This is a genomic window from Saccharothrix sp. CCNWYY140, from assembly GCF_037401995.1.
Classification (GTDB): Bacteria; Actinomycetota; Actinomycetes; order Mycobacteriales; family Pseudonocardiaceae; genus Actinosynnema.
On the sequence record NZ_JBBEGC010000068.1, the window covers coordinates 12,821 to 38,074 of the forward strand.

The 25,254-nt window shown below is 71.7% G+C and carries 21 protein-coding genes; 11 read left to right on the forward strand and 10 right to left on the reverse strand.

Annotated features, from left to right (window positions below):
• The first annotated feature begins 125 nt into the window (after positions 1-125).
• Positions 126-2,681 carry a class III lanthionine synthetase LanKC gene (lanKC, locus tag WBN91_RS25745; protein WP_337727035.1) on the forward strand — a complete coding sequence of 852 codons (2,556 nt, stop codon included), beginning with the start codon at positions 126-128 and terminating at the stop codon, positions 2,679-2,681.
• A 214-nt stretch (positions 2,682-2,895) separates the two neighbouring features.
• Entirely contained in the window at positions 2,896-3,429 is a 534-nt protein-coding gene (locus WBN91_RS25750) for an RNA polymerase sigma factor (RefSeq protein ID WP_337727034.1), read from the forward strand.
• 42 nt (positions 3,430-3,471) lie between these two features.
• On the opposite strand, the gene WBN91_RS25755 is transcribed toward WBN91_RS25750, so the two are convergent.
• Positions 3,472-5,592 carry an NPCBM/NEW2 domain-containing protein gene (locus tag WBN91_RS25755; protein ID WP_337727033.1) on the reverse strand — a complete coding sequence of 707 codons (2,121 nt, stop codon included), beginning with the start codon at positions 5,590-5,592 and terminating at the stop codon, positions 3,472-3,474.
• A gap of 169 nt (positions 5,593-5,761) precedes the next feature.
• Positions 5,762-6,367 carry a TetR/AcrR family transcriptional regulator gene (locus tag WBN91_RS25760; protein WP_337727032.1) on the reverse strand — a complete coding sequence of 202 codons (606 nt, stop codon included), beginning with the start codon at positions 6,365-6,367 and terminating at the stop codon, positions 5,762-5,764.
• A gap of 87 nt (positions 6,368-6,454) precedes the next feature.
• Between WBN91_RS25760 and WBN91_RS25765 the strand changes: the two genes are divergently transcribed.
• Together WBN91_RS25765 and WBN91_RS25770 are read left to right on the forward strand one after the other, a co-directional pair.
• Positions 6,455-7,561 carry an FAD-dependent oxidoreductase gene (locus WBN91_RS25765; protein ID WP_337727031.1) on the forward strand — a complete coding sequence of 369 codons (1,107 nt, stop codon included), beginning with the start codon at positions 6,455-6,457 and terminating at the stop codon, positions 7,559-7,561.
• Between the two features lie 68 nt (positions 7,562-7,629).
• Positions 7,630-8,295 carry a hypothetical protein gene (locus tag WBN91_RS25770; protein ID WP_337727030.1) on the forward strand — a complete coding sequence of 222 codons (666 nt, stop codon included), beginning with the start codon at positions 7,630-7,632 and terminating at the stop codon, positions 8,293-8,295.
• A gap of 2 nt (positions 8,296-8,297) precedes the next feature.
• On the opposite strand, the gene WBN91_RS25775 is transcribed toward WBN91_RS25770, so the two are convergent.
• From WBN91_RS25775 to WBN91_RS25800, 6 genes are all read right to left on the reverse strand, one after another.
• Positions 8,298-8,879: a TetR/AcrR family transcriptional regulator gene (locus tag WBN91_RS25775; RefSeq protein ID WP_337727029.1), complete on the reverse strand. Its 582-nt coding sequence runs from the start codon at positions 8,877-8,879 to the stop codon at positions 8,298-8,300.
• Positions 8,880-8,882: 3 nt separating this feature from the next.
• A complete protein-coding gene (locus tag WBN91_RS25780; protein ID WP_337727028.1) occupies positions 8,883-9,698 on the reverse strand; it encodes an ABC transporter ATP-binding protein in 816 nt (271 codons plus the stop codon).
• Positions 9,695-11,479: a dipeptide/oligopeptide/nickel ABC transporter permease/ATP-binding protein gene (locus WBN91_RS25785; protein WP_337727027.1), complete on the reverse strand. Its 1,785-nt coding sequence runs from the start codon at positions 11,477-11,479 to the stop codon at positions 9,695-9,697. The genes WBN91_RS25780 and WBN91_RS25785 overlap by 4 nt, the downstream gene beginning before the upstream one ends.
• Positions 11,476-12,417: an ABC transporter permease gene (locus tag WBN91_RS25790; RefSeq protein ID WP_337727026.1), complete on the reverse strand. Its 942-nt coding sequence runs from the start codon at positions 12,415-12,417 to the stop codon at positions 11,476-11,478. The genes WBN91_RS25785 and WBN91_RS25790 overlap by 4 nt, the downstream gene beginning before the upstream one ends.
• A gap of 111 nt (positions 12,418-12,528) precedes the next feature.
• Complete coding sequence (locus WBN91_RS25795; protein ID WP_337727025.1) at positions 12,529-14,058, reverse strand: ABC transporter substrate-binding protein; 1,530 nt, start codon at positions 14,056-14,058, stop codon at positions 12,529-12,531.
• Positions 14,059-14,228: 170 nt separating this feature from the next.
• On the reverse strand, positions 14,229-15,194 hold the full coding sequence (locus tag WBN91_RS25800) for a methyltransferase family protein (protein WP_337727024.1): 966 nt from the start codon (positions 15,192-15,194) through the stop codon (positions 14,229-14,231).
• 131 nt (positions 15,195-15,325) lie between these two features.
• On the opposite strand from WBN91_RS25800, the gene WBN91_RS25805 reads away from it, so the two are divergent.
• Genes WBN91_RS25805 through WBN91_RS25830 form a run of 6 tightly spaced genes read left to right on the forward strand, consistent with a single transcriptional unit; the run spans position 15,326 to position 21,241 of the window.
• Complete coding sequence (locus WBN91_RS25805) at positions 15,326-16,036, forward strand: SDR family NAD(P)-dependent oxidoreductase (protein ID WP_337727023.1); 711 nt, start codon at positions 15,326-15,328, stop codon at positions 16,034-16,036.
• Between the two features lie 20 nt (positions 16,037-16,056).
• The gene (locus tag WBN91_RS25810) at positions 16,057-17,160 is read left to right on the forward strand and encodes a zinc-binding dehydrogenase (RefSeq protein WP_337727022.1); all 1,104 of its coding nucleotides are present in this window, start codon (positions 16,057-16,059) and stop codon (positions 17,158-17,160) included.
• Positions 17,161-17,170: 10 nt separating this feature from the next.
• Complete coding sequence (locus WBN91_RS25815; RefSeq protein WP_337727021.1) at positions 17,171-18,130, forward strand: aldo/keto reductase; 960 nt, start codon at positions 17,171-17,173, stop codon at positions 18,128-18,130.
• Positions 18,131-18,135: 5 nt separating this feature from the next.
• Positions 18,136-19,101, forward strand: coding sequence for an alpha/beta hydrolase (locus WBN91_RS25820; RefSeq protein ID WP_337727051.1), 966 nt, complete (start codon positions 18,136-18,138; stop codon positions 19,099-19,101).
• The gene (locus WBN91_RS25825; RefSeq protein WP_337727020.1) at positions 19,098-20,060 is read left to right on the forward strand and encodes an alpha/beta hydrolase; all 963 of its coding nucleotides are present in this window, start codon (positions 19,098-19,100) and stop codon (positions 20,058-20,060) included. The genes WBN91_RS25820 and WBN91_RS25825 overlap by 4 nt, the downstream gene beginning before the upstream one ends.
• Positions 20,057-21,241 (forward strand): multidrug effflux MFS transporter, encoded by a 1,185-nt coding sequence (locus WBN91_RS25830; protein WP_337727019.1) that lies wholly within the window; start codon positions 20,057-20,059, stop codon positions 21,239-21,241. Before WBN91_RS25825 ends, WBN91_RS25830 begins: the two co-directional genes overlap by 4 nt.
• On the opposite strand, the gene WBN91_RS25835 is transcribed toward WBN91_RS25830, so the two are convergent.
• Complete coding sequence (locus tag WBN91_RS25835) at positions 21,225-22,160, reverse strand: NAD(P)-dependent alcohol dehydrogenase (protein WP_337727018.1); 936 nt, start codon at positions 22,158-22,160, stop codon at positions 21,225-21,227. The two genes, WBN91_RS25830 and WBN91_RS25835, sit on opposite strands and share 17 nt — an antisense overlap.
• A 68-nt stretch (positions 22,161-22,228) precedes the next feature.
• Between WBN91_RS25835 and WBN91_RS25840 the strand changes: the two genes are divergently transcribed.
• Positions 22,229-22,873, forward strand: coding sequence for a TetR/AcrR family transcriptional regulator (locus tag WBN91_RS25840; protein WP_337727017.1), 645 nt, complete (start codon positions 22,229-22,231; stop codon positions 22,871-22,873).
• On the opposite strand, the gene helR is transcribed toward WBN91_RS25840, so the two are convergent.
• Entirely contained in the window at positions 22,857-25,019 is a 2,163-nt protein-coding gene (helR, locus tag WBN91_RS25845) for an RNA polymerase recycling motor ATPase HelR (RefSeq protein ID WP_337727016.1), read from the reverse strand. The genes WBN91_RS25840 and helR overlap by 17 nt on opposite strands.
• Positions 25,020-25,254: the final 235 nt, after the last annotated feature.

Genomic DNA, 25,254 nt, shown 5'->3' on the forward strand with positions numbered 1-25,254 from the left:
CGGGGTGGGACTGGGCCGGCAGGGGGATGCGGGTCGGCCGTTGTGGGGATTCGGTCGGTCTGGCCATTGTGGACGGTCCGAACGGCCGTATTGACTTCGTGCACTGCCGTTGACACCTTGGCCCGATGGGCGTGGACATGTCGTTCCTCCTCGTTGACGACGACTTCTACGCGCCCTGGGACGCCGGTGATCCCGGTGTTCGCTTTGTCGCCGGGCCCCTGCCCGCCGGATGGCGGCGGTGGGAGTCCGGCGCCTGGACGCACTGGAGTCCGCCCGACGCTCGGACGCCCGATCAGGGGTGGAAGGTCCACGTCTCCAGTTCGCTGAGCAACGCTGCGCATGTGCTGGCGGTGGTGGCGAGTGCGGCGAGTGAGTTGCGGGTGCCGTTCAAGCATCTTGTTGGGCGGCGGACCTTCCTGTTGGCGCATGACAAGCACGCCAACCGGGTGCAGAGTGGCAAGTTCTGCACCCTGTACCCCGAAAGTCCGGACCACGCGCTCCTGGTACTACGCCGGCTGGAGGCGGACCTTCGGGGGATCGACGGGCCGTTCGTGCTCACGGACCGCCGCTTCGGTGACAGCACCTGCGTCTCCTACCGCTACGGAGCCTTCCGCGGCCACACGCGGGTCGACGCCGAAGGTCACCATGTCGAGCGGACGACGACGCCTGACGGCACCGAAGTCGACGACGAGCGCCGGCCCGAGTTCCGGCTCCCGCCCGGTGTGACAGACCCGTTCCGGCAACAGGACAAACCCGCCACCAACGGGCCGGTGACGCTGAACGGGTACACCTTCGAATCGGTGATTCAGCACAGCAACGCCGGAGGCGCCTACCGGTTCCGCACCGCCGACAAAGACCCCGTCTTCGTCAAAGAAGCCCGCGCGCACAACGGGTACACCACCGACGAATCCGACGCCAAAACCCGATTACACGGCGAATTCCTTGCCCTGCGCACGATCCACGCCCGCGACCCCAACCTGTGCCCCCGCCCGATCGAGCTCTTCCACCGCTGGGAACACAGCTACCTGGTCACCGAACTGGTCCCGGGCATGTCCCTCTACCGGTGGATGGTGGTCAACAACCCCGCTGTGCGCACCGGCGCCACCCCGGCCGACTTCGCCGACTACCACCGCCGCTGCCTGACCCTCCTCGACGGCCTCGCCGACCACCTCTCCCGACTCCACGACCTCGGCTGGCTCTTCGTCGACCTGAGCCCGACCAACGTCCTGGTGGACGAGCACGACGACGTCCGGCTGGTCGATTTCGAAGCGGCACAACGCATCGGGGACGTCCGGCGGGTCATGGGCACGCCCGGCTACCTGCACCCGCACGCCCGCACGACGGCCAAGGACGACCCCCTGGCACTGGACCGGTTCGGCCTGTCCGCCCTGGCGCAACTCCTGCTCTTCCCCCACCACGAAGCCGCCGAGCGCAACCCGCGCGCACTCGACGACCTGCACGCCGACCTGAGCGCACTGGCCCCGATCCCCCGCCCCCTCTGGCACCGGATCGGCCCCGAACCCGGCACGCACGAACCCGTCACCCTGCACGACCTGGCCGAACGCACGGCCGACTGCCTGGAGGGCATGGCCCAGCCGGACCACCCCGACCGCGTCTACCCGACCATCCCCCTCGGCTACCAGACCAACACCCGCGCCCTCGCCTACGGCACCGCCGGCGTCCTGCACGCCCTGCACCGCGCCGGCCGCCCCTGCGACCCGGCGATCACCCGCCGACTCCGCGACGACTCGCTCAAACAAATCCCCAACACCGCACCCGGTTACCTCGTCGGCAGCGCCGGCATCGCGGACGTGCTGGCCGAACTGGGCGAGGTCGAGGCCGCCGAGACCCTGCTCGTCGCGGCGGCGAACCACCCGCTCACCACCACCTCCGCCACGTTCGGCGGCGGAGCGGCCGGTGCCGCCTACGGGCTGCTCGCCCACCACCGCCGCACGGGCGACCAGCGCTGGCTGGACCACGCCCAACGCCTGCTCGACGGGATCCCCGACGACCTCACCGGACAGCTGAGCCGCCTCAACCGGTCCGGGCTGGTCGGCGGTCGAACCGGGGTGGCGCTGGCGTTGCTGCGCCTGCACCGCGTCACCGGCGACCCCCATCCGTTCGAGCGCGGTATGCGGTTGCTCGGCGACGAACTGGCCTACGCCGAACCGATCCCCGTGGACGGTCTCGGCTTCAAGATCGGGTTGAAGGACCGCCGTGTCTTCCCGTACCTGTTCGCGGGCAGCGCGGGCTATGCCGCCGTCCTGTCCCGCTACCTCCACCACCGCCCGGACGCGGAGTTCGGCGTGCCCACCGAGCACCGCCCGGACGACGCGCTGGAACGGTGCCTGCGGGCGTGCACGGCCAGGTTCGCCGTGTTCCCGGGCCTGTTCACCGGCCTGGCGGGGCTGGCCGCCGTGCTGGCCGACACCGGACGGCGACTGCGCCGACCGGACCTGGTCGCCGCCGCGGTCACCGGTGCGCGTGGGCTGGTCCGCTCCGCGATCCCGCGCGCCGACGGGGTCGCCTGGCTCGGCGAGCCCGGACAGCGGCTGTCCGCCGACCTGTGGTCCGGCTCGGCGGGTGTGCTGCTCGCCCTGCGCACGGTCCTGGACGCCGGCGCACCACCGGAAGAGGAGAGGAGTGACGCTCATGGAAGAAGTCCTGCGGCTACAGGCTGAGGACGTCGACGAGGAAGAGCTGGTCTGCACGCACGTGCTCACCACCAGCAGCAGGGGCAGCATCTGCGCCTGACCGACGAGGGAGCCCCGGCCGAACCCCGGCCGGGGCTCCCCGCACGACCGGGGTGAATCCTTTTGCGCCGGGGACGCCTCTTATGGGCGATCGGATCGCGTCTAGGAGGATGGATGACCCTGGTGGTCGTGAGGAGGGCACGTGGGTAGGGGGTTCACCTGGCCCGCCGAAGCGCTGGTGGCCGCGGCGCAGGGCGGTGACGAGGCGTCGATCGCCGCCCTGGTGTCCGGGGCGCACCCACACGTGCGGCGGTTCGCGTTCACGTTGTGCGCCAGCGACCAGGACGCCGAGGACGCGGCCCAAGAGGCCATGATCGTGCTGTTCCGCAAGATCGGGACGCTGCGGGCGGCCACGGCGTTGGCGTCCTGGATGTTCCGGATCGTGCGCAACGAGTGCCTGCGGCGGGCACGAGCGGTCCTGGCCGCACCGCCTGCCGAGGACCTGCCCACCGCGTCCGCCGAGGACGACGTGCTGGAACGGCTGGAGCGGGAACGGGTGGCCGCCGCCATCGCCGCACTGCCCCACGACCAGCGGCGCGTCCTGATCATGCGGGACGTGCAGGGCCTGTCCGGTGGCGAGGTGGCGCGGGCGCTGGGGTTGAGCGTCCCGGCGATGAAGTCCCGCCTGCACCGGGGCCGAGCCGCCGTCCGGCAGCACCTCGACGACATGAGCTGACGGTCGGGCGGCCGGAGGCATCCCCCGGCCGCCCGAGCGCGTTCAGCAGGACAGTTGCGGGGTCAGCCAGTCGGCGTGGTCGTAGGAGACGCCGTCGCCGCCATCGGTCACGACCAGGGTCAGCTCCTGGGCTCCGCTGATCGGCGCGGACAGCGTGGCCGACGCACCGGAGCCGGTCAGCCGCCCGCTGTCGGCGACCTTCGCGCCGTCCACGTGGACCTCGAAGGTCACCGAGCCGTTCGACCCGACCTCGTCGTCCACGCCCACCGCCGTGCGGAACGTGCTGCACGACCCGCCGAGGTAGTAGGTGATCGAAGAGGCGGCGTGCGTGCCCAGGCCCTTGGCGTGGGTGGTGCCCGCGACGGTCAGCGCACGGCCGTCGCCCGAGGCCTGCTCGCCGTTGCTGCGGTCGCGCTCGACCGGGCCCCAGCCGTTGGAGGCCGACGTCCACGGCAGGTCGCCGAGGTGGTGCGTGCCGGCCGCCGGACCGGTGCCGCAGGCGAGCTTCGGGCGCGCCCAGTCGGCGTGGTCACGGGTGATGCCGTCCCCCGCGTCGGTGACGACCAGCCGCAGCTGGGTGCCGCCACGCAGGTCGGCGGTCAGGCGCATCGGCGGGTCGGCGGCCGTGCGCCGCCCGCTGTCGGCGACCAGGGTGGCGTCGCGGTAGACCCGGAAGACCGCGGACCCGCCGGAGGTCACCTCGTCGTCGATCCCCACGTCCACCGACAGCGACCGGCACACGCCGCCCAGGTGCCACCGCAGGTCCGAAGGCGCGTGGACGCCGAGGCCGTCGGTGTGGGCCGTGCCGCCGATGGTCAGGACCCGGCCGTCACCGGAGGCCTGCTCGCCGTTGCTGTGGTCGGGCTCGACCGGCCCCCACCCGCTGGTCGTGGACGTCCGGGGCAGGTCGGCCAGGTCGTGCAGCCCGGTCGCCGGCGGCACCGGCGCGGTGGGCGTCACCCGGTACATCACCGTGCCGTGCGCGGGGACGGACGCGCTGATCTCGCCGGACGTCGTCGTCACGGCCTTGGACCACAGGTCCTTGAGCCGGTAGGAGGACGCGCCGGCCAAGCCCACCGACGCCACCGACGTGCCGATGGTCGCCGGGGACGCGGTCTCGTTGGTCAGGGTCACCGAGACGTCACCGTTCGCCAGCGGCTTGGACATCACGACCAGCCCGTTCTGCTCCGACACCACGGTTCCCTGGCGCCCCAACGGGTCCTGGTCGACCGCGATCACGTCGGTGTTCTTCAGGATGGCCAGCGTCTGCGGGGTGGCGGTGCGCAGGTCGCTGCCGATCAGCAGCGGGGCGGCCATCTGCGCCCAGAGGCTGAAGTGGGTGCGGTACTCGGTGTCGGTCATGCCGCCGTTGCCGACCTCCAGCATGTCCGGGTCGTTCCACGAGCCGGGCGAGGCGTGCTGCGCCAACACCCGGTTCTGGCGGGCGATGGAGATCATGCTCGTCCACGAGTCGCTGATGTCCCCCGTGGTCCGCCAGGAGTTGCCCACCTCCCGAGCCCACGTCCACGGCTGGGAACTGCCCCACTCGCAGATCGCGAACAGGATCGGCCGACCGGTGGCCTTGAGGGCGTCGCGCATCGCGGTGTAGCGCTGTTGGGCGCTCTGTCCGAGGTGGTCGCCGCAGTTGTCGTACTTCAGGTAGTCCACGCCCCAGGCGGCGAACAGGTTCGCGTCCTGCTGCTCGTACCCGATGCCGCCGGGGAAGCCCAAGGCGTCGCACGTCTTGGTGCCCGCGCTGGTGTAGATGCCGAACTTCAGGCCCTTGGCGTGGACGTAGTCGGCCAGTGCCTTGATGCCGTTGGGGAACCGGACGGGGTCGGGCACCAGGTCGCCGTTGGCGGCGCGCTGGGGCAAGGCCCAGCAGTCGTCGATGTTGACGTAGTTGTAGCCGACGTCCTTCAGGCCTTGGGTGACGAACGCGTCGGCGACCCCCTTGATCATGGCCTCGTTGAACTCGGCCCGGCAGTGGGTGGCGTTCCAGTTGTTGAACCCCATCTGCGGCAGGCGGGCCAGGGTGTTCTGCAACGCCTGGGCAGGGACTTCCACGACCACGCCGGCGAACACGACGCCGGTGGCCGCGGTGGCGAGTGCGGTGGCAGCCGCGACAAGCCCACGTTTGATTTTGTCGAGGTTTGACGCCATTGCCGAAACCTCCAGCAGGGAAGTGACACAGGATCACACAAACTCCAATCCAGATCACCGTTTCCGCGGGCGGCTGTCAACCGCCGCGCGATCCCGTGGCAGAAAGACGACAGGTCCGTCGCGCGCGCGGAGAACAAACCACCCCTTCGCGCGACACCACCTGCATCGATCAGGTCGCCGGCCCGGCGAGGCCGTGCAGCAGGAAGTCGGTCACCGTGTCCACGACCTCGTCGTCCCGCGCGCCCGCCCCGCCGGTGAGGTAGGCGAACCCGAACGTCGACAGCATCGCGCCGATCATGGCCGCCACCACCTCCGGGTCCCCCGCCAGCCGGTGCCCGCGGTCCCGCAGGAACTCCAGGTGCTGCCGGAACACCGCGGTCTCCTCGACCAGGCTCCGCCACATCCGCCCCGACCCCGGCGGCGCGGCGGCGGCGGCCTGGAAACCGGCCACCATCAGCGGCAGGTGGTCGCGGAAGACGGTCCAGAAGACCTCGACGTGGTCGCGGAGCTGGGCGCGGTCGGTCAGGTCGTGGTCGGCGGGGTGGCCGCGTTCGGCGATGGCCGTGTCGGCCTGGGCGTCCATCTCGGCCGCCATCGCCTTGAGCAGCTCGTCCTTGTCGGCGAAGTGCTCGTAGAACGAGCCCGTGGACCGGCCGGCCGCCGCCGTGATGTCGGTGATCTTGGTGTTCAGGTAGCCGCGCTCGGCGAACAGCCGCCGGGCGGCCTCCAGCAGCGCACTCCGCGTCTCGGCCGCACGGGCCTTGCGCACGCCCACGACACCTCCTGGTTGACCACCGTCGACGCGCTCAGCATACTGAACCCACAGTCACCGAATAGATATTCAGTGAATCGAGGTTCAGTCGTGCGGGTGGTCGTGGTGGGCGGCGGCGTCGCGGGGTCGGCGGCGGCGATCGCGTTGCGGGAAGTCGCGGACGTGACCGTGCTGGAGGCGCGTCCGGATCCGGCGGGGGACGTCGGGTCGTTCGTGAGCCTTGCGGTGAACGGTCTGCGCGGGCTGGAAGCGTTGGGGTGCCTGGAAGACGTCCGGGCCAGGGGCTTCGAGGTGGACCGGCAGCTCATGTGGTCGGACTCGGGCAAGCTGCTCGCGGACGTGCCGCGCGGGCGTCGCGAACAGGACACCCTGCGCGGGATCACGATCATGCGCGGTCAACTGGTCGATGCCTTGCGCCAAGCGGCCAGCCGCTCCGGTGCCACCATCGTCACGGGCGAGCGTTTGGTGGACCTGGAGTCGGTGCACGCCGACCTGGTCATCGGCGCGGACGGACTGTGGTCCACCACGCGCAACCTGCTCGACCCTGCCGCCCCGCAGCCTCGTTACGCCAGCCTCTACACGGTATGCGGTGTCGCGGAGGGCGTCGACGTTCCACCTGGGACGTTCAACATGACCTTCGCCCGAGCCGGCGCCTTCCTCCACGTGGCCGCGCCGAACGGCGAGACCTGGTGGGCCGCGCAGGTGGCCGACCCAATCGAGCCCGAGCGCGCCGCCGACACCGACTGGCAGTCCCACGTCGCCGACCTGTACCGCCGCGAACCCACGCTGTCCCGGATCATCGCGGGCACCACCCGCCTGCACCCGACGACGGTCATGCACACCCTGGCCCCGGTGCCCACCCGCCACACCGACCGCGTGGTCCTGATCGGCGACGCCGCGCACCCGGTCGGCGCGGGGCAAGGCGCATCGATGGCCATCGAGGACGCCCTGACCCTGGCCCGCCACCTGAAGTCCGCCCCGGTGCCCGCCGCCCTGGCGGCTTACGACGCCGAGCGCCTACCCCGCGTCAGCCGACTCCTCAAGGCCGCCGACGACAACCGCGACCTCAAGAGGTCTGGCCCGGTCAAGCGCTGGACCCAGGCGACCGCGATGAAGCTCTTCTTCCGCCACTTCTACCCCCGCGCCACAGCCTGGCTCTACGACTACGACCCCGGTGCCCAGCCCGTGCCCGTCTAGCACGTTCACCCGCCCGTGGCCGCAGTTCTGCGCACAGAACGTGATGAACTGCCCACACAATGGACACCGTGAGTGATCTTCCTGGCCACGGCAAGGACCCGTGGTCGCTGGAGCGACGGCGGCGGGAGGCCGACGCCCTGGTCGACGCGGCCCACGTCGACCAGGCCCGGCTGCTGTACGCCGCCATGCTCGACGACCACCGCACCGCCCTCGGCGTCGACCACCCGGCCACCCTGGAGGTGCTCGCCAACCTGGCCTGGTGCAACGAAACCCTGCACGCCTTCCCGCCGGCGCTGGGCCAGTACACCGAGCTGCACCAGCGGTGCCTCGCCCTGCTGGGCGAGGAGCACGACGACACCCTGTCGGCACAACGGGGCCTGATGAACGCGACCGGAGCGGTCCGAGGTGCGGATTCGGCCCGACTGATCGGGTACGCCCTGGTCGGCACCCTGGTGCGGACCCGCGGACCGGCCCACGAGCACACCTGGGAAGCAGCGCGGGCCTACGCCCACTGGCTGTGGCTCGCCGGCCGCGGCGGCGAGGCCCGCGACCTGTACGCCCACCTCTACCACGCGCTGCCCGAGCACCACCCGGTCCGGGACGTCATGGCGGCGGAGTACGACCGCCACCGCAGGGAGATCTCGCGTCCCAGGCGGATGAACCGGCTCCCTGACCACATCCGGAGGTACTCCAGGTACACCCAGCAGCAGTGGCGGGACGGGTACATCGACTGAGGTCAGCGCGTGATCCGCTGCACCACCGACTCGACGTAGGCGCGGTAACGGTCGACCAACTCGCCCACCGGGTGCATCAGGCTGGCCACGTTCGCTCCGATCGTGGCCGAGATGATCTCGTCCGCCAGCACCTCCACCTCCGCCGCCGACGCCCCGGACCACGCCGCCGTGATCCGGGTGACCAGCTCGGCCCGCCAGGTCGTCAGCAGGTCGCGGTACCGGCGGGCGAGGTCGGGGTTGGCCACCGAGTGCTCCCACAGCACCAGCAGCACCCGGGCCGAGGTGATCCGGTGCGCGTCCAGGGGCATGACGGCCTCGACGAACGCCCGCAGAGCCTCCACCGGACCGACCACGGCATCCATAGTGGACAATTGCTGGGCGGTCTCGGCCAGCACGCTGTCGAAGGTCGCCGCGATGATCTCGTCCTTCCCCGCGAAGTAGTGCTTGAGCGCCCCGTTGGCGAAGCCGGCCGCCGTGACGATGCTGCGCATGGTGGCCGCCTCGAAGCCGCCCTCGGCGATCAGCCGCTTGGCCACCTCGATGATCTCCCGGCGGCGCTGCTCGTGGTCGATGACCTTGGGCATGGGTCAGGCTTCGCGCAGGGACAGCCACGCCGCGCGGCGGTCGGCCTGGCGGGCCGGGTCGGCCACGGGAGCGGCCAGCAGCAGCCGGCGGGTGTAGGGGTGGTCGGGGTCGCGCGTGACCGTGCGGGCGTCGCCGGACTCCACGATCTCGCCCTGGTACATGACCGACACGCGGTGGCAGACCCGCCGGACCACGCCCAGGTCGTGCGAGACGAACAGGTACGACACGCCGGTTTCCCGTTGCAGGTCGAGGAAGAGGTCCAGCACCGTAGCCTGTGTCGTCAGGTCCAGCGCGCTCACCGGCTCGTCGCACACGATCAAGCGCGGGCGGCGGACCAGTGCCCGCGCGATGGCGATGCGCTGCCGCTGCCCGCCGGAGAACTCGCTCGGGTACCGGTGCACGGAGTCCGCCGGCAGCCGCACGTGGTCGAGCATCTCGGCCACGACCGCCCGCGCCTGCCGGGACCCGGCCGCCACCAGCGGCTCCGCCAGGACCTCGCCCACGGTCATGGTCGGGTCCAGCGACCCGTACGGGTCCTGGAAGACCACCTGGATGTCACTGGCCAACCGCCGCCGTGCCGCGCCCCGCGCGTGCGTGATGTCCTCGCCGTCGAACGCGATCCGCCCGGACGTGACCGCCGCCAGCCCCAGCACGGCCTTGCCCAGCGTCGACTTGCCCGACCCGCTCTCCCCCACCAGCCCGACGCACTCCCCCGCCCCGACGGACAGCGACACGCCCTTCAACGCCCGCAGGCTCAGCTTGCGGTGCAGCCGGTAGTCGACCACCAGGTCCTCGACGGTCAGCAGCGGGGCGGTCATCGGGCCTCGTCCTCTCCACCCACGCGGGCCAGTGCGTCCAACTCGTGCCGCCCCTCGGTGTCGTCCAGGGACGCGCTGATCAACTCCGCCGTGTACGGGTCGGCGGGGCGCCGGAAGATCTGGTCCACCGCGCCGGTCTCGACGACCCGGCCGTCCTTCATCACCACCACCCGGTCGCAGATGTCCGCCACGACCCCGAAGTTGTGGGTCACGATCACCAGCGCCATCCCGTACTCCCGCTGCAACTCCCGCAGCAGCTCCAACACCTCGGCCTGCACGGTCACGTCCAGCGCGGTGGTCGGCTCGTCGGCGACCAGCAGCGCCGGGCGCCCGGCCACGGCGCCGGCGATCAGCACCCGTTGCGCCATGCCACCGGAGATCTGGTGCGGGTAGGACCGCAGCACCCGGTCCGGGTCGGTGATCCCCACCCGCACCAGCACTTCCCGCGCCCGTGCCCGCGCGTCGGCCTTGGACAGCCCGTTCACGTGCCGCAACGGCTCCACGAGCTGGTGTTCGATGGTGTAGCAGGGATCGAGGTTGCTCATCGGCTCCTGCGGCACGTACCCGATCGACCGCCCGAGCAGGCCCCGCCCCACCTCCCGGCCCGCCACCCGGATGCTGTCCGCGATCGCCGTGCCGCCCGCCGGCAGCAGGTCCAACACCGCGAAGACGGTCTGCGTCTTGCCCGACCCCGACTCGCCCACGATGCCGAGCACCTCGCCCGGCGCGGCGTCCAGCGACACCCCGCGCACGACCTCCTTGACGGCCCCGGAAGGCGTCGCGTACCCCACCCGCAGGTTCTCGATCCGCAACGCGCACGCCGAGGCGTCGTGCTCGTGCACCCCGCTCGGCTCGTGCTCCGAGGCCGCCAGCGCCCTCCGCACCACACCCCGCGACCGCCGCGAGGGCTGCTCGGACCGCACGCTGACCAGGTCGGCCAGCGTCGAGCCGATGAACGCGAGCGCGGCGATCGTGACCCCGAGCGCGATCGACGGCCACAACAGGATCAGCGGCTGGGTGAGCATGGTCTGGAAGCCGTCGTTCATCATCTGGCCCCAGCTGGGCGTGGACGCCGACCCGATGCCCAGGAACTGCAACCCCGCCTGCATGCCCACCGCGATCCCGGCGGTCAACGCGGTCTGCACGACGATCGGCGCGTACACCGCGCGCATCATGTGCGTGCGCAGGATCCGCGCGTTCGTCACGCCCGCGACCCGCGCCGCGTCGATGTAGGGCTCCCGCCGCACGGCCAGCGCCCGTGCCCGCGTGATCCGGTAGTACCCGGGCGCGAGGAACACGCCCAACGCCACCATGAGCACGGTGAAGTCCTGCCCGGTGCCCGCCGCGACCACCAGCAGCACGATCATGCCCGGCACGGACTGCAAGGCGTCGCTGATCCACGAGCACACCCGGTCGGCGACCCCGCCGAAGTACCCGGCCGCCACGCCCGCCGGCACACCCAGCAGCAACCCGGCCGCACACGTGATCACCGCGCCGTACAAGGTGGTCCGGGCCCCGTGCAGCAGGCGGCTGAGGATGTCGCGGCCCGCCGAGTCGCCGCCCAGCAGGTGCTCGCCGCCGGGCGCCGCGCGGGTGAGCCGGAAGTCGACCAGGTTCGGGTCGAACGGCGCCAGCCACGGCGCGAGCACCGCGACCGCCACCACCACCGCGAACACGGCCAGGGACACCACACCCAGCGGGCGGCGCAGGTACCGCCGCCACAACGAGATCCGCTTCACGGACGCCAACGGGGCCGGCGCCAGGGTCGGTACTGCGGTCATCGGTCGCGCACCTTCGGGTTGACCCACCCGAGCACGAGGTCGAGCAGGAAGTTGACGATCACGACGAACACCACGGTGACGGCGGTCAGGCCCAGCAGCACCGGGATGTCGCCGATCTGCGACGCCGACTGCGTCAGGCTGCCGATCCCGGGCAGGGTGAACACGATCTCCACCACGATCGCGCCGCCCAGCAGGCCCACGAACAGCAGCGCCAGCACGGTCAGCGCGGCGGGCGAGGCGTTGCGCAGCACGTGCGCGGTGACCCGGCGGTCCGACAGCCCGCGCGCCCGCAGCGTGCGCACGAAGTCCTGGCCGGCGACCTGGAGGAACCCGTTGCGCAACTGCTCGGCCACCATCACGATCGCGCCCAGCGCCAGGGACACCGACGGCAGCGTGATCGACCGCAGCCACCCGCCCACCGACTCCTCCGGCGAGACGTACCCGATGGCGGGGAACCAGCGCAGGTCGATGGCGAACCACGTGACCAGCACGAGGCTGACCCAGAACCCGGGCAGCGCGAACAGCACCACGGACGCGAGCTTGAGCCCCCGGTCCAGCAGGCCGCCGGGCCGCAGCCCGCACACGATCCCCACCGCCACCCCGACCACGGCGGCGAGCACGGTCGCGACCACCACGACCGACAGGGTCACCGGCACGCGCAGGGCGATCTGGTCGTTCACCGGCTGGAAGTTGCGCCACGACGTGCCGAAGTCGCCGGTGGCCGCGTGGGAGAGCCAGTTCCAGAACTGGACGAGCAGCGGCTGGTCGTAGCCGATGCGGGCGCGCAGCGCGGCTTGCTGGGCGGGGGTGGCGCTGTTGCCGAGCAGGCCGGGGGTCGGGTCGCCCACGGCCAGGTGCGCGAGGAAGAACGTGCCGCTGGTGACGACCACGAGCAGCAGCAGCCCGGACATCAGGCGTTTCGCGATGAAGGACAGCATCGTCGGCTCCTGTTGGCCTCCGGCCCCCGGTTCCATTGTCCCACGGGGGACCGACAGATTCGCCGCGCGCGGTCCATCCTTTGTGGACCGACCGCGCGCGGCCGGGGCGCGTCAGCCGCGCTGGATGAACCGCAGCGTCGGGAACATCATGCCGGTGACCGGCGTGACGGTGATCCCCTTGACGCTGAAGTAGGTGTTGTCGGCCTGGTACCACACGCTCCACCAGGCCTCGTCGACCAGTTCCGCGTTGAGCTTCTTGAGCAACTCGGTCTGCGCGGGACCGGGTTCGGCCTTCTCGACCTGCTCGACCAGCGCCTTGACCTCGGGGTAGGCGTCGACCGAGGGGGTGGGGTTGTACCACTGGGCGGTGGTGACCTGGTCGGTGAGCGTGGCCATGTCGTTGCCCGCCAACGCGATCACGGCCAGGAACATCGGGTACGTGGGCGCGTTCTTCTGGTAGTCGGGCATGGCCATGTCCTGCCACTCGACCTTGATGCCCAGCTCGCCGAAGGTCTGGTTGGCGGCGGGCTGCCAGGCGGCGAAGATCGGCGACATCGGCATCTTCACCGCGAACCCGTCCGGATAGCCGGCCTCGGCGAGCAGGTCCTTGGCCTTGGCCATGTCGGTCTTGTACTTGTCGTTCATCGACTTGTCGTAGACCTGGGCGTCGACGGAGAACACCTGGTTGGTCACCGTGCCGGAGCCGTTGCCGACCGCGTTGAGGATGCCCGCCGCGTCGAAGGCGTGGCTGATCGCCTGCCGGACCCGCTTGTCCCCCAACGCCTTCACCTGCGCGCCGGTGCGGTCCGCGTACTGCACGCCGACCCAGGACGCGGCGCGGCCGGCGATGTTCCAGCCGTTCTCCTTGGCCTTGGGCAGGTTGGCCGCGTTGGCGAACTGGACGTTGAGCTGGCCGGAGAGCATGGCGTTGAAGCTCGCGGTCTGGTCGGTGATCGGGAACAGGCGCACCGCGGGGAACGGGTAGGTGGCGGTGTCCCAGTGGTCCTGCTTCTTGGTGAACACGTACTGCGACTGGGGTGTCGAGCCGGCCTTGTCGTAGGTGTAGGGGCCGGAACCGACCGGACCGTTGGCCAACGCGCCGGACTGGATGGCGGCAGGCGAGGCCATCCAGCTGCGGCCCAGGCCCATCTGGTAGAGCAGGGCGTCGTCGCGTTTGGACAGCTTGATCTCGACGGTGTCCTCGTCCTTGGCGGTGGCGGAGGCGACGTTGAGGTAGGCCTGGCCGGAGCGGACGCCGGACTTGAGGTGCTGGATGTTGGCCACGGCCGCGGCGGCGTCGAACTTCCGGCCGTCCTCGAACGCCACGCCCTGGCGCAGGTCGGCGGTGAGGGTGAGCCGGTCGGCCGACCACTCCCAGGAGGTGGCCAGCGCGGGCACCGGCTTGCCGTCCTTGTCCAGGGCGACCAGCGGGTCGTAGACGGCGGAGAGGTACGGGCCGTCGAAGCCGATGTCGGCGGCGGCCGGGTCCCACGACGTGACGTCGAGGAACACGCCGGCCTTCAACTCGCCGGTGTCCGCGCCGGCGGCCGTGCCGCCTCCGCCCGCACTGGTGCAACCGGCGAGCGCACCGGCCGCGACGACGGCCGCCGCGACCAGTGCCGATGTCCGTCTGCTGGTCATCGAGTCCTTCTCTCGGGGGTGCTGGACTGCTGGGGTAGCGCTCCGCCGCCGGCCGGTCGTCGGTGCTGGGGGTGAGACCTGGCTCACTGTGATGCGGGTTAGTCTACGGTCGTCGGCTAAAAAAGCAACGGCCCGGCAACCTGCCGTTCGCTCTGGAACAAGCCGGAGGTTCAGACCGCGTCGGCGACGAGCACGCGTGGACTACCCGGGAGGGCCAAGACCTCGCGCACCCGCCAACCAGCGTCGGCCAGCCACGCCCGCACCTCGGACTCCGGGTACACCACCGTGCCGTCGATGACGAAGTACTCCCCCGCGTGCAGCGCGTCGATCCGGCGCTGGCGCTCGTCGTCGTCGAGGAAGAAGTCGAGCAGCAGCAAGGTCGCGCCTTCCTCGGCCGCCGCACGGGCGTTGGCGAGGATGACCTTGTTCTGCGCGGCGGTGAAGCGGTGGACGACGTGGTTGACCATGACCAGGTCGTGCGAGCCGGAAGGTGTGGCGGTTTCGGTTTCCGCGGGCTCGACCGTGGCTCGGGAGGTCAGGTCGGCGGCGGCCAGGGCGTCCGTGATGCCTTGCGTGGACATCGGGGCGAACACGAAACGGGCCGTCAAGCTCGGGTTGGCGCGCAGTGCGCCGATGGCGAACTCCGGGGACAGGCCGCCCAGGTCGAGCATGGTGCGGTACGGGGTGAAGTCGAACGCTCGGGCCAGCATCGCGGCGTGCAATGCGTTGTAGCGCATGACGCCGGCCATGAACGTCGCCCACCGACCGTCGTCCATCTTGAGGTCGCCGGGGGTGGTCGTGTCGACGGTGGTGTCGAACTGGAGCCAGTGGCCGTAGCTGATCTCGTTGAGGAAGGTCAGGAACGGGGCGAGATCGTTGTCGCCGGCCAGGTACTCGGCGGCGTCGGGGGCCAGGGAGTACCGGCCGTCGTGGCGGTCGAGCAGGCGCTCGGCGTTCATGGCGTCCGCCAGGACGCGGACCATCTGCTCGCTCACGCCCGTCGCGGCGGCGATCTCGGCGACCGTGCGCGGACCCCCGGCCAGGGCGCGGAACAAGCCCACGCGGGAGGCGGCGAACAGCTGCTTGGCGCCCATGTAGCCGATGGCGAGGTCGACGATGCGGTCGGGTGCGGTCATGGCGACTCCTCGTGCGGGGACCGGAACGGGTCGAGAGTCTACGCACGTTGACTAAAAAGGCCAGACCCCTTGCCGGCGCTCGAATTTATTTTCTACGCTCGTAGCCTCAACAACTCTGGAGGCGACCCGAGATGAGCCGAACCGTGTTGGTGACCGGAGCGGCGGGCGGGATCGGGCGGGCGATCGCCGCCGCGTTCACCGCCGCCGGCGACGACGTCGTGCTCACCGACCTGGCCGGCGCCGAGGAGGCCGCCGCGGAGCTCGGCGCGCGCGGCGTGGCCGCCGACATCACCGACGAGGACTCGGTGGTCCGCGCGCTGGACGCGGTCGGCCCGGTGGACGTCCTGGTCAACAACGCCGGCCTGCTCACCGTCCACGGCCGCCTGCTCGACCTGCCGGGCGCGGACCTGCACGCGATCCTGCGCACCAACGTCCTGGGCACGTTCCTGGTGACCCAGCACGTCGCCCACCGGATGGTCCAGCGCGGCACGCGCGGCGCGATCGTCAACCTGTCGTCCATCGGCGGCCGGCAGCCCACCCCGGGCATGGGCGGCTACGAGAGCAGCAAAGCGGCCGTGGACGCGCTGACCCGATGGGCGGCGGTCGAACTCGCCGAGCACGGCATCCGCGTCAACGCCGTCGCACCCGGCCCGGTGCTCACCCCGATGCTCGCCGCCGGCCTGCCCGAGGGCTCGCCCGCGCGCAAGGCGTGGCTGGACCGGATCCCCTTGCGCCAGTTGGCCTCCGTGGAGGCCGTGGCCGCCGCCGTGGTGTTCCTGGCGGGAGCCGAGCACATCACGGGCACGAGCCTGCCCGTCGACGGCGGCCAACTCCTCACGTGAACCCAGGGACAAGGAAACCGATGCCACTCCCCACCTCGACCCGCGCGGCGGTGCTGACCGAGCACGGCGCGCCGCTGCACCTCACCGAACTCCCCCTGCCCGCCGACCTCGAACCCGGCGCGGCCCTGGTCCGGGTCTCCTGCGCCACGCTGTGCGGTACGGACGTCGAGATCTGGTCCGGCCGGATGAGCTTCCCCGGCATGCTCCCGATGGTCCTGGGCCATGAGATGGTCGGCGAGGTCGTCGCGGTCGGGAAGGACACCCGGGACGCGCTGGGCCGCGACATCGCGGTCGGCGCGCGCATCGGCTGGTCCGAGTCCACGTGCGGCGAGTGCCACGGCTGCGTGGTCCTGCGCCAGCCGGTGGCGTGCGCCAAGCGCGGTTACGGCTTCCTCCAACGCGCCGACGTGCACCCTTACGCGACCGCCGGCCTGTGTGAGTACGCCTACGTCGTGCCGCGCGCGGCCAAGCTCCTGCTGCCCGACGACCTCCCCGACACCTGGACCGCGATGGCGGGCTGCGCGGCCAAGACCGTGTTGCGCGCGTTCGACAACGTCGGTGGCGTGCGGGCCGGGTCCCGGGTGGTGGTGCAGGGTTCGGGCGCGCTGGGCCTGTTCGCCACCGCCGTGGCCCGTCTCTCCGGCGCGGGGACGGTGATCACGATCGGCGCGCCGCCGCCCCGCCTCGACCTCGCCGGCGACTTCGGCGCGGACGCCACTGTCGACATCGCCGAGGGCACCACCGTGGAGCAGGTGCTCGACCTGACCGACGGGCGCGGCGCGGACCTGGTCATGGACTTCGCGGGCGCGCCCTCAGTGGGCGCGGAGGCCGTCGCGATGGCCGCGCAGGGCGGCCGGGTCGTGATCGTGGGCACCACCGGCCCGGACAGCACCCCGCTCCCCCTCGGCACGGTCATGGGCAAGGAACTGACCGTCCGCGGCTCGCTCAACGGCGACATCGCCGACTACCACCACGCCGTCGAGTTCTTCCAGGCCTTCGCCGACCGCATGCCGTGGGACCGCCTGTTCGGCACCCCGGTGGGCCTGTCCGCCGCCCACGACCGGATCGCGGCCATGCACCGGCTCGACGAGGTCAAGGCCGTCATCGACCCCCGACTCCCCTGAGGAGAACACCGTGTCATCCCCCTTGCCCCGCCGCCGCCTCGGCACGTCGGACCTGGAGGTCTCGGCGCTGTCACTGGGCTCGTGGCACACCTACGACCGCATGGACTTCGCCGACGCGGTCGCCATGATCCGCGCGGCCGTGGACGCCGGCGTGAACCTGTTCGACGTCGGCGTCTACGGAGCGCCGGGCACGCCGCCGGTGTTCACCGACGTCATCTGGAGCGCGATCCTGCGCGCCGCCGGCATCCCGCGTGAGGACTACCTGGTCTCGGCGAAGCTGTGGATCGAGGGCTTCGGCGACCAGGGCTTCCGGCCGCAGCTGGAGAACGCCTTCCTGCGCGGCGGTTTCGACGTGGCGGATCTGGTCGTCCTGGGCGACCTGCGCCGCGACGACGTCTCCCTGGAAGACCTGGTGGACGACCTCGCCGCCCTCACGAAGGAAGGCCTGATCCGGGCGTGGGGCGTCAACAACTGGTCCGCCTCGAACATCCGGGCGTTGCAGGACATCGCCGCCGTCAAGCGCGTGCCGGGGCCGCGGATCGCCCAGCTCAAGTACAGCATCGGCCGCCGTGCCATCCCGGACGGCGAACCATTCGGCCTGCTGTTCGCGGACGGGTTCGCCATGCAGGCCTCCGACGTCCTCGAAGGCGGGATCCTCGCGGGCAACTCCGGGCAGTCCCGCGAGATCGGCCGCGACCCCGGCGGCATCCGCGAGGAGATCAGGAAGCACGCCGAGGGCGTGGCCGAGGTCGCGCGCACGCTCGGCACCAGCGCGGCCCGGCTCGCCGTCGCCTTCACCCTCACCCACCCCGCCAACGCCACCACCCTGTTCGGCGCGACCAAGCTGTCCCAGCTCGAAGACAACCTCGCCGCCGTCGACCTGGTCGACCGGGTCGGCGCCGACGAGATCCGCGCGCTGGTCGAGCCGTTCTGGGCCGACCGCGGTGTGATCGACCCCGAAGGGCCGTGATCGACGTGCACCACACCCCCGTCCCGTTCGACCCCGAGATCGAACCCGCCCTGGCGCGGATCGTGCAGCCCGACGCCCCGCCCTTCACGCCCGAGACCATCCCCGGGATGCGGCAGGCGATGGCCGCGATGTTCCCGCCCGCCGCCGAGGTCGTCGGCGACGCGCCCGTGGACGTCGTCGAGCGCACCTTCCCCGGCCCGGACGGCGAGCTGGAGGTCACCATCCTCTCGCCGCGCGGCCTGGACGGACCCGTGCCGGCCCTTTACAACATCCACGGCGGCGGCATGATGGTCGGCCACCGCAACATGGACACCGGGCGGCTGCTCGCGCTCGTGCTGGAGCACAACGTCGTCGCGGTCAACGTCGACTACCGGCTCGCGCCCGAGCACCCGCACCCCGCGCCCGTGGAGGACTGCTACGCCGGTCTGGTGTGGATGGCGGCCAACGCCGCCGAACTCGGCGTGGACCCGGACCGGATCGTGGTCATGGGCGGCAGCGCCGGCGGTGGCCTGTCGGCCGCGGTGGCGTTGATGGCCCGCGACCGGGGCGGCCCCAAGCTCGTCGGGCAGCTCCTGCTGTGCCCGATGATCGACGACACCAACACCACCGTGTCCAGCCACCAGTACCCGGACACGGGCACGTGGACGCGCACGACCAACCTCGCGGGCTGGCGGTCGCTGCTCGGCGACGCCGCCGGCGGCGAGGACGTCTCGCCGTATGCGGCACCGGCACGGGCGGAGGACCTCTCCGGCCTGCCGCCGGCGTTCATCGAGGTCGGCAGCGCCGAGCCGTTCCGCGACGAGGACACCCAGTACGCGCTGCGGATCTGGGCCACCGGCGGCCAGGCCGAGCTGCACGTGTGGGGCGGGGCGTTCCACGGGTTCGACATGTACGTGCCCGAGTGGCACGTCAGCCAGGCCGCCCTCGCCACGCGCGACTCGTGGCTGCGCCGGGTCCTGGGGACGCGGTGAAGCCCGTTCCGTACGACCCGGAGCTGGAACCCGGGCTCGCCGCGTTCCTGGACCTGGTCGAGCGCATCCCGCTGCGGGCGGACACCATCCTGGTCAACCGGGCGCACTTCGCGACCATCGTGCCGCCGGTCGAGCAGGTCGTCGGCGACCGGCCGGTCGAGGTCGAGGACCGCACGGTGCCCGGACCGCCGGGGGAACCGGACATCGTGGTGACGGTCGTGCGTCCACGCGGAGGGGTCGTGGACGCGCCGGCGATCTACAGCGTCCACGGCGGCGGGATGGTGCTGGGCAACCGGTTCTTCGGCCTGGACGGGCTGATCGACGACGTCCTGCGGTTCGGCGCGGTCGGGGTGTCGGTGGAGTACCGGCTGGCGCCCGAGCACCCCGCGCCCGCCGCCGTCGAGGACTGCTACGCGGGCCTGGTGTGGCTGGCCGCGCACGCCGCGGAGCTGGGCGTGGACCCGGCGCGGATCGTGGTGACCGGTGCCAGCGCGGGCGGCGGGTTGTCGGCCGGGGTGGCGTTGCTGGCCCGCGACCGGGGCGGGCCGGCACTGGCCGGGCAGCTGCTGATGTGCCCGATGCTGGACGACCGGAACGAGACGGTGTCCACCCGGCAGTACGACGGGCTGGGCGCGTGGGACCGCAACAACAACGACACCGCGTGGGACGCGATCCTCGGGCCGCTGCGGTTCACCGACGACGCCTCGCCGTACCAGGTGCCGGCGCGGATGGCGGACCTGTCCGGCCTGCCGCCCGCGTACGTCGACGTGGGCGCGGCGGAGGTCTTCCGCGACGAGGCCGTCGCGTACGCGTCCCGGATCTGGGCCACTGGCGGGCAGGCCGAGCTGCACGTGTGGGCCGGCGGGTACCACGGTTTCGCGGGGTTCTCGCCCACCGCCGAGGTGTCCCGGGCGGCCCAGGCGGCGCGGCTGTCGTTCCTGCGGCGCGTCCTGCGGTGAACCTGCGGCGGGTCGCCGTCGTCCTGGGGCTGCTGGAGACCTTCGGGCCGATCTCGATGGACCTCTACCTGCCGCTGCTGCCCCGGCTGGCCGCCGACCTGGGCACGTCGGAGAGCCTGGCGCAGGCCACGATGTCGGCGTGCATGCTCGGGTTGGCGCTGGGGCAGCTGGTCGTGGGGCCGCTGAGCGACCGGGTGGGCAGGCGGCGGCCGTTGCTGGCCGGTGTGGGGCTGTTCGCGGTGCTGTCGCTGGTGTGCGCGGTGACGCCGTCGATCGAACTGCTGCTGGCGGCCCGGTTCCTCCAGGGGTTGTGCGGGTCGGCCGGGATCGTGGTCGCCCTGGCCGTCGCCCGCGACCTGACCGAGGGCGTGGAGCTGGTGCGGTTGCTGGCGATGCTGACCACGGTCGGGGCGCTGGCCCCGATCGTGGCCCCGGTCGTCGGCGGGCAGCTCGCGCTGGTGATGGGGTGGCGCGGGATCTTCCTCGTGCTGGCCGGGATCGGGGCCGGGCTGTTCCTCCTCGCGCTGCTGGCCTTTCCGGAGAGCTTGCCCGGGTCGGCTCGGCGTTCCGAAGGTGGTTTCCGGGACCTGGGGGTGTTGGCGCGGGACCGGTTGTTCCTGTGCTTCCTCGTGGTCGGCGCGTGCGGCGGGACGGCGTTCTTCACCTACCTGGCGTCGATCAGCTTCGTGGTGCAGGGCGGCTTCGGGCTGAGCCCGCAGTGGTTCAGCGTGTGCTTCGCCGCCAACGCGGTCATGTCCGTGATGGGCGCGCAGGTGAACCGGGCGGTGGTGCGGCGGTTCGGTCCGGCGCGCATGTACGTGGTCGGCACGACCGCCACCGCCTTGGCGGCCGTGGCCATGACCGTGGCGGCCGTGCTCGACGCGGGGATCTTGTTGCTGATCCCGTTGGGCTTGCTGATGTTGACCAGCGGCGGTTCGACGTCCAACGGCTCCGCGCTCGCGTTGGCCTCCCACGGCTCGCGCGCCGGCACCGCCGCCGCGCTGCTCGGGACGTCGGCGTTCGCGGTGGGGCCGGTGGTCGCGCCGCTGGTGTCGTTGCACGGCACCAGTCCGCTGTCGATGTCGCTGACGATGGCGGCGGCCCACGGCTGCGCCGCCGTGCTCGTGTGGGTGGCGGTGCGGCCGAGGCTGCGGGCGCCGGCGGTCAGGGTCGGACGATGACGTTCCCGACCTTGCGCCCGCTGTCGACGCGCTGGTGGGCGCGCACGATGTCGGACAGGTCGAGGACCTCGTCCAGCACCACCCGCAGGGCGGACTTCTCGACCAGGTCGAGGAGGAAGGTGAAGCCCTCGGGGCGTTCGGGGGCGACGACGGCGACCACGTTCCCCCTGGCCCGGACGTTGTCGACCAGGCTCGCCACCGCGAGCAGGAGGGTGCCGTCGGCGGTGAGCAGGCGGCGGCCGGACTTGACGCCCAGCGTGCCGACGGCGTCGAGGACGAGGTCGTAGCGGTCGGTCGTGCGGTCGAGCACGCCGGTGGTGTAGTCGAGCACGTGGTCGGCGCCGAGGGAGGTCGCCAGCTCGGCGTTGCGGGCGCTGGTCACGGCGGTCACCTCGGCCCCGAAGTGCTTGGCCAGCTGGACGGCGTTCGTGCCGATCGCGCCGGACGCGCCGTTGACCAGCACCTTGTGCCCGGCTCTGATGGAACCCTTGTCCCGCAGGGAGAACAGGGCCGTCGCGCCGCCGAACAGGACCCCGGCCGCGTCCTCGTGGGACACCCCGGCGGGCTTGCGGACCAGCTTCGCCGCCGGCACGGCCGCGTACTCGGCGTGCGCCCCGAGCCGGACCCCCGACATGCCGCACACCTCGTCGCCCGGCGCGAACCCGTCACCCGCCACCACCTCGCCGGAGAACGAGCCGCCCAGGACCGGGCGTCTGGGTCCGCGCACGCCCAGCGCCAACCGCCCGAGCACCCCGAACCCGCTCGGGAACCGGGCCGCCCGGATGCGGGCGTCTCCCGAGGTCACCGCCACCGCCCTGACCCGCACCACCACCTCACCGGCCCGGGGCTTCGGCATGGGGACCTCCACGACCCGGACGACCTCCGGAGCGCCGTACCTGTCGACAACCGCTGCGCGCATGACCCTCTCCCTTACACCTGTAAGGCGCACGGTAGCCTTACAGGTGTAAGAACCGCAAGGGAGGTTCCGTGGTCACGTCCCGCCTGACCCTCGCCCGCATCGTCGACGCCGCCGCGAGCGTCGCCGACCGGGGCGGGTTGGCCCAGGTCAGCATGCGCAACGTGGGCAAGGAGCTGGGCGTCGAGGCGATGTCGCTCTACCACCACGTCAAGGGCAAGGACGCCCTGCTGGACGCCCTCGTCGAGTGGGTCTTCACCCGCATGGAACGGCCCGACCCGCACGCACCGTGGCGCGCGGCGATGACCGCTCGGGCGCACTCGGCCCGAGCGGTCCTGTCCCGGCACCCGTGGGCGCTGGGTCTGATCGAGTCGCGCCGCACCCCCGTCCCGGCGGCGCTGGCCTACCACGACGCCGTGCTGGGGTGCTTGCGGCACAACGGTTTCCCGGTCGCGCTGGCGGCCAGCGCGTTCTCCGTGCTGGACGCCTACGTGTTCGGGTTCGTGCTCACCGAGCTGAACCTGCCCTTCGAGCCGGGCCGGGGCGCCGAGGAGTACGTCGCCGGGATCGACCTGCTCGCCGACCGGTACCCGCACCTGGCGGAGATGGCCGCCGAGCAGATCGCCGGCGGCGAGTACTCCTACGGCGACGAGTTCGAGCGCGGCCTCGACCTCGTCCTGGACAGCCTGGAGACCCGGCTCACCCCAACCCGCTGAGCGAGGCCGGCAGCGGGTCGCGGTGCAGGACGCCCAGGCGTTGCGTGGCGCGGGTGAGGGCGACGTACAGCTCCGCCGCGCCGCGCGGGCCGTCGGCGAGGATGCGGTCCGGGTCCACCACCAGCACGGCGTCGAACTCCAGGCCCTTGGTCTCCGACGCCGGCACCGCACCCGGCACGTCCGGCGGCCCGATCACGACGCTGGTGCCCTCCCGACCGGCCTCCTCGCGCACGAACTCCTCGACGGCGTCCTTGACGTCGTCGTCGGTGACCCGCCGAGCCCACGGCCGCACCCCACAGGCCCGCACCGACTCCGGCGCCCGCACGTCGGGCGCGAACTCGGCCAACACCCCGGCGGCCACGGCCATGATCTCCGCCGGCGTGCGGTAGTTCACCGTCAGCGACCGGTACACCCAACGTCCCGGCACGTACGGCTCGAGCATGGCGTCCCACGACCGCGCACCGGCCGGGGATCGCCGCTGGGCCAGGTCGCCCACCACCGTGAAGGAGCGCCCCGGGCAGCGCCGCATCAGCACCCGCCAGTCCATTTCGGACAGCTCCTGGGCCTCGTCCACCACGACGTGGCGGTAGGTCCAGTCCCGGTCGGCGGCGGCGCGCTCGACCAGCTCACGGGTGTCCTGCTCGACGAACCGCTCCGCCAGGTCCTCGGCGTAGAGCAGGTCGGTGGCGAACAGGTGGTCCTCGTCGTCCATCGAGTCCTGGCGGCCGGTCAGACCCTCCAGCACCCCGGCGGCGAACTCGGCCTGCTTCTTCCGCTCCCGCTCGGCAGCGGCCTCCTCGGCCGCGGTGTCACGGCCCAGCAGGTCCACCAGTTCGTCCAGCAACGGCACATCCGAAACCGTCCACGCCGAACCGTCAGCCCGGAACAACACCGCGTCCGCACCCGCCGCCCGCAGCCGCTCGGGCGACTCGTAGAGCGAGGACAACAGCGATTCCGGCGTCAGCAGCGGCCACAGCTCTTCGAGGGCGGCAGAGAACTTCTCGTCCTCGGCCAACTCCTTGATCAGGTCCTTGCGCAGCCGCTCCCAGCCCTCCTTGTCTTCCCGGGTCAGCCAGCCGCGACCGATCCGACCGATCGCACGCTCGGTGAGCACGTAGGTGACGATCTCGGTGAACTTCGCCCGAGCGTCGTTGTGCGGCAACCCACTCGCCCGAGCCTCGTCCCGCGCCCACTCGGCCGTCTCGGCGTCGATCCGGACGGTCACGTCGGCGAGGTTGATCGAAATCGGCTCCTCCGGCAACCGCTGCCGATCAGCGATCGCCGCCTTGAGCACCTCAAGGATCTTCAACGACCCCTTCAACTGCGCAGCTTCAGGACCGTCCTCAGCCGTGACCCGCAACCCAGGCACCAGGCTGCCCGGCGTCATGAACACGACGTCCGACTCACCCAACGACGGCAACACCCGGCTGATGTGGTTCAGGAAGGCAGGATTCGGCCCCACCACCAACACACCGTGCCGCTCCATCCGCTCCCGCTGGGTGTAGAGCAGGTAGGCGACACGGTGCAGCGCCACCACGGTCTTGCCGGTACCCGGGCCGCCTTCGATCACCACCACACCGGGGTGCTCCAGCCGGATGATCTCGTCCTGCTCGGCCTGGATCGTCGCGACGATGTCCCGCATGCCTTCGCCGCGAGGAGCGTTGACCGCCGCGAGCAACGCAGCGTCCCCCCGATCCTCCACGTCAGGCCGCCCGAACACCTCATCACTGAAGTCCACGACCTGCCGCCCACGGGTGTGGAACTGCCGCCGCCGCCGAACACCCTCCGGCTGCGCCCCGGTAGCGGTGTAGAAGGCCCGAGCAGCCGGCGCCCGCCAGTCGAGGAGGACGGGCTCGTACTCGTCCCCTTCGTCGAACAACCCGATGCGCCCGATGTAGGCCCGCTCGCCGTCCACGCCGTCCAGCCGCCCAAAGCACAACCCGTTGTCCGCGACGTCCAGCCGCCGAACCTCCTTGCCCAACGCCCGAACCTCGAAGTCCCGCTCCATAGGCGTCCCCCCGGTCCCCCGCAGGGCATCCCGGTAGGCCCCCTTCACCCGATCCCGTTCGGCATCAAGCCGCGCGTAGAGCCCACCCACGTACTCCCGCTCGGACCGCAGCTCACCTTGATAACCCTGAGTAGACACAAGCCCCCGATCAGCACTTCCTCGTTACGGTGCGCAAGTGTGCGCCACGCCCGGGGCCTTGCCGCAAGGCCCCCTGTGCGGTATACGTTCAGAGTGGCGGCAAGCACCTCCGCCCGCAGGGCGCGCTCTTCGAAGTAGCTCACGCAGCAGACCTCCCGACTTGGGCTTCTTCCGTCATCCCCGTATGGCCTGCCCGAAGGGCTACCACGCTTTTGGTCGGGTGCAGCCGAAATTT